Genomic DNA, 4,513 nt, shown 5'->3' on the forward strand with positions numbered 1-4,513 from the left:
CACTTTGGCGTAGAGCTCACCAGGCCGCCGCCCAGCGCGCGCACTTCAAAACAAAAAGACAACTGTAATGCTAGAACGACCGCCATCAGCAGCTCAATTGAACGTAGGTAATCGTCGGGTATCCAAAGGGTAGGACGGAACGATACGAAGGTTTATGTCGAGATCGGCTAGGCAACGCCAAACTCGCCGCTCGCGCCCGGCTCGGCCACCATATGCCGCACCAGGATCATTTCCAATCCGACTTCCGAACAAGGGGCGACGCGGAATTGATTAGTCAATTGCCGGCCGGCACCCTTCAGATAGAGGAGGAAGCCGGGCAACTTGGCGAACATTGCTGCCTCAATGAATCCCCGCGTATGCGCGGGCATGGCGGCGCAACTTCGAGGCCCCTCGATCGCGCGTTACCGCTGTAGCTGGATTGCATTAGAGCGTGATCCGCAAACGTGGAAACCGCTTTTCCGAGAAGATCATGCTCAAACAAAAAATATAGAGCGGAATGACGATTCGAAGAAAAGTCAGTCATCACGCCTTACGGTCGTGATCCTTTCGCAACATGGCGACTTGATCGTGTCTCGACCGCCCGATTTTGATTCGCATCAAATCCTTCGCGATGCCGCGTGTGTGACAGAGACGTCGCGCGACTCCCCGCGCTGACTTGGGAATCGAAGAATTTGATGAGAACAAGAACAATTCTGACGACAGCCTCGCTGCTCGTGAGGCATTCGGTGGGGCCACCATGTCGCTGCAAGCTGCCGATCTCGCATCGGCGGCGATCTACACCAAAGCGCCGCCGGTCGAACCATTCAATCCCTGGATGATCCGCCTGCGCGTGCTCGGCGTTTTGCCGGATGCTCGAGGTAGCTCGGTTAACGTCTTCGGCGTTCCGGGCCTGTCGTCACCGAATTTGGGGCTCTCGATCAGCGATCAAGTGGTCCCGGAGCTCGACATCACCTATTTCTTCACCCCGAACATCGCCGCCGAACTCATTCTCGGCGCGACCAAGCATCACATCAACGGCACCGGGACGCTCAACGGGCTCGACATCGGCAAATCCTGGCTGTTGCCGCCGACGTTGACGCTGCAATATCACTTCACCGATTTCGGCGCGTTCAAGCCGTATATCGGTGCCGGCATCAACTACACCGTATTCTTCAACCAGTCGGCGGGCAACACGCCGGTCGCTGGCCTCGCGGTCACCGACCTGCAGATCAGCAACCAAGTTGGCGCCGCGGTCCAATTCGGCTTCGACTACATGCTCGACCGTCACTGGGGCTTCAACGTTGACGTGAAGAAGTTGTGGCTGCGGCCGGATTATTCGGCGACCGTAAACAAGGCGATTCCGGTCACCGGGCGCGCCAATATCGACCCATGGCTGGTCGGCGGCGGCATCACCTACAAGTTCTGACCCAAGAGCACGATCGGGGAAAAGTGGAAACCGGGTTGCGCAAACAAAAAGATCGAGCGAGCTGACGGTTCGAAGAAGCGTCATCTCTCTCAGCGCCGGGAGCCGGGCCCGGCGCCGCATTCGCTTTAGCTTTGCGCTATTGGCGGAGCCAACATGAGGTGACGGACCAGATCGAAGGGTAAGAGTGATTGATCAAGCCATTTTCCATCTCGGCGAGCGTCGCGCAAAGCGCCACAAGGACATCAACGTCAGGGATTCAAACGGCTCGCCGCTGGAGGTGGCAGGGCATGGTGATCAGGGACTTGAAATCCAAAGGCTCGTCCACGGTGATCAAGCGCGCACCCTGATCAGGAACATCCATCTTACCGAGGATCCCGACGAAAGCGAAGGCCGCACCTATAAGGTCAAGGGCCCGGTTGGGCACGGAGTTCTTGATGAAGGACCGTGAGGTCACCACCACTCATCACCCTGGCGAAAGAGGGTAACCCAGGATTCCAGAGACGCCAGTCGTCAGATGGAAGCCGAGGCTAACTTGATAGCCCGCGCAAGCTGCCTTTAACCGAGCCCTCAGCTCCGCTTCAACACCATCACCAGGCGGTCGACACGTTTACCTTCCTTGAGATGGGACTCGACGATTTCGTCGATGTCGTCAGGCGTGGTTGGACGGTACCAGACGCCATCGGGATAGACCACCATCAAGGGACCGGCCTTGCAAAAGCCGAGGCAGCCCGCCGCCGTGAAGCCGATATCGGTGAGCCCTTGCACTTCGATCGCCTTGCTCGTCCTGTCCCACAGGGCTTGCGCACCAGCTGCACCGCAGCTGCCGTGCGGATGAGTAGGCGGACGCTGGACGTGGCAGGCAAAGACATGATGCCTGTAGAGTTGAGGAAGCTCGAATTCCGTTTCTGAGTTCATGAGCCCGCCACGCATTCGATTGGGTTCATCTGAAGGGGGACAAGGTCCGAGTGCACCGCTCGGGACCGCGGTCGTCAGCGCGAGCGCGTGAAGCTCGTCACCCATTATCCCGTTGAGCGCCGCATACACAATCTGATGCTGCTTCGGCTCTTGACTGTGAAGGCGCGCGAAACGACGCGGGCGCCATAATGATCGCCGTCGCCGGCTAGATCAGTCATGGACACCTCCGCGTCCGAAAAGCCTTTCCTGATCAGGGCTTCGATGTCTGGTCCCCTCATCGCGATCTGCCTTGCTCCCGCTTGGCTTGCTCCACCATCTTGCTTCTCCATGCAAGCTTCGAACCAAGATGCGCGCCGCGCGCTTCTGCGCCGATCCTTCTCGGTCTGCCGACGTACAACTGCCACTCATCGTCACGTTTGCTACAGCAACGGTCTCTTTTGTTGCGGACGTGACAAACATCGAGCAGACGCGTGCGCCTCCAGCTTTTCCGCAGCTAGCCCCCAAAATAGCCGAAGAATCCCGATCCTTCCGCATGGCCCGGCTCTTGCAATGTCATCTCGCGGAAGGATGTAGCGCGTCACGACCGTCGTCTTCTCGGAGGAGCCCATGAATTTTCGCCAAGCTGCCTGATGAGCTCGACGCCTCGCTACAGCAGGGCATGACCGCTTACCGGCACCATTCGGCGCGAACCGACCGCATCTTTCGGTGAGCGCTGAACGCTCTGACGAGAGCGCGCGATCGCCGAGCGCGGCTTGCGCAAGGGCGCAAGCCAAGCCGGCTGGGACCACGACGGCGCCCATGGCAAACCACAATCGGGGATGCCAGTGGCGTCGGCGCTTCACGCTCTCCGCCTTGAAGGCGCTTGCCTTCAATCAGTTGATTCCTGGGGCAAAGACCTCGATTACAAGGCTAGGGTCAATGGATATGTCGCTTGAATTGATGCGCGTGACTGGGGTTTGTACTTCGCAGGATTGTTCCCCCTCTCCCTGCATGCACGGCCAGCCTACTCTAAAGCGAGTCTCCCAGAACTCCTGATACAGGATCGTCATTTCACTGCCTAACGGTCCTGTCACGTCTGGGTCTGCGATCCCCCCTGCCAGCCCAGACGGAGCCCTCGGCGGTTGTAGCCGCCGAGGGCTTTCTTTGTCTCGAGCGCGTTTTGGATGTCACTAACACCTGTTCGCCTCGGCTCCCCCCACAAATGGGGCCTCATTGGAAGCGAAGCCGGCACGCGGATTCACCCGACCAAAAATGGTGCTGGCGTCGACGTTCGCCGCCTTGCCGCCTCACTCGGTGGACAGCGTGAAGCCGCGCCGCTCGCGTTCGTCCGCACGCGATTTTATGGATCTAGCAATGTGGGGAGGCTGCCCCCCGATTCTGAAAGCACGCGGGCGTGCCCTATCGCAGGCTAGGGCGGACGGAAGCAAAAGGAATGCGGGACGACGTCAGCCCCACCTATTCTCTACAGTCGGGCCGACGGCTTTCATCATACGGCTTGCCTGTCTGGTTGCGTGTCCAGTTAGCGAGCGTGGACAACGCGAAATCGAGTTCGGCGCGCGCAGTTTCGTTGGCGACCGTCTCCCGCGATGCAGCACACATGCAGGCCAGCCGGGCGTCCAACCCTCCGCGCCGACGAGAAAACCGAGATGGAGCTGCCGCGTCCGCTGGAATCGCCCTTCTCGGGCGTATAGAGTTTTGGTTGGCCAGTCCATTCGGCGAGCTAGTACCCGGAATCAGAGCTGAGTGATACGGCGGCCTTTGAACCGGCGTTGACGGACCTTTTTCTTGGTCCAGACGAAGGGCTCGGCTTTGTCGTTGTAAGCGTTGACGTAGGCATCGATGTGGTCCTAAAGCTGCTTGAGGCTTGTGAAGGAAGTGCCGCTGAGCGACTGCCCCTGCAAGATCGAAAACCATACCTCGACCTGACTGAGCCAGGACGCACTTGTCGGCGTGAAATGAAATTCCACGTTGGGGTGGGCATTGAGCCAACGCTCGTTCTTCTTGTGGGTGTTGAGGTTGTCGAGGATGACGTGAAGCTTCCGGTTTGGAAAAGCCGCGGTGACGCTGTTCATGAAATCGAGAAACTCGACGCGGCGACGTCGTTTTGAGTGCGTTGCGATGATCTTTCCGGTGGCGACTTCGAGCGCCGCAAACAGCGTTGTGGTGCCATGCCGCTTGTAATCGTGGCTCTGA

Annotated in this window: 4 protein-coding genes and 2 pseudogenes; 2 read left to right on the top strand and 4 right to left on the bottom strand. The window is 58.9% G+C overall.

The genetic code is table 11. The annotated features are described in order from the left end of the window. Positions 1-167: 167 nt before the first annotated feature. Positions 168-332 carry a hypothetical protein gene (locus AAFX91_RS39415; RefSeq protein WP_155255682.1) on the bottom strand — a complete coding sequence of 55 codons (165 nt, stop codon included), beginning with the start codon at positions 330-332 and terminating at the stop codon, positions 168-170. Between the two features lie 404 nt (positions 333-736). Here AAFX91_RS39415 and AAFX91_RS39420 point away from each other — a divergent pair, with 404 nt between their 5' ends. Together AAFX91_RS39420 and AAFX91_RS39425 are read left to right on the top strand one after the other, a co-directional pair. Then, positions 737-1,405, top strand: a complete 669-nt coding sequence (locus AAFX91_RS39420) for an OmpW family protein (RefSeq protein ID WP_080664218.1) — start codon at positions 737-739, stop codon at positions 1,403-1,405. Between the two features lie 184 nt (positions 1,406-1,589). Beyond that, positions 1,590-1,853, top strand: a complete 264-nt coding sequence (locus AAFX91_RS39425; protein WP_035693183.1) for a hypothetical protein — start codon at positions 1,590-1,592, stop codon at positions 1,851-1,853. 119 nt (positions 1,854-1,972) lie between these two features. Here AAFX91_RS39425 and AAFX91_RS39430 read toward each other — a convergent pair whose 3' ends face one another. From AAFX91_RS39430 to AAFX91_RS39440, 3 genes and pseudogenes are all read right to left on the bottom strand, one after another. After that, positions 1,973-2,320 carry a ferredoxin gene (locus tag AAFX91_RS39430; protein ID WP_028169327.1) on the bottom strand — a complete coding sequence of 116 codons (348 nt, stop codon included), beginning with the start codon at positions 2,318-2,320 and terminating at the stop codon, positions 1,973-1,975. Between the two features lie 60 nt (positions 2,321-2,380). After that, positions 2,381-2,604 (bottom strand): annotated as a pseudogene (locus AAFX91_RS39435) (BolA/IbaG family iron-sulfur metabolism protein); the annotation flags it as partial. A 1,449-nt stretch (positions 2,605-4,053) separates the two neighbouring features. After that, positions 4,054-4,513, bottom strand: a pseudogene (locus AAFX91_RS39440) (IS630 family transposase); the annotation flags it as partial.

The sequence above is a fragment of the Bradyrhizobium sp. 31Argb genome (genome assembly GCF_043638955.1).
Taxonomy (GTDB): domain Bacteria; phylum Pseudomonadota; class Alphaproteobacteria; order Rhizobiales; family Xanthobacteraceae; genus Bradyrhizobium.

Excerpts from the sequence above, each read along its gene's own strand:
- AAFX91_RS39415 (WP_155255682.1), bottom strand. The coding sequence starts at position 332 with ATGTTCGCCAAGTTGCCCGGCTTCCTCCTCTATCTGAAGGGTGCCGGC.
- AAFX91_RS39420 (WP_080664218.1), top strand. The coding sequence starts at position 737 with ATGTCGCTGCAAGCTGCCGATCTCGCATCGGCGGCGATCTACACCAAA.
- AAFX91_RS39430 (WP_028169327.1), bottom strand. The coding sequence starts at position 2,320 with ATGAACTCAGAAACGGAATTCGAGCTTCCTCAACTCTACAGGCATCAT.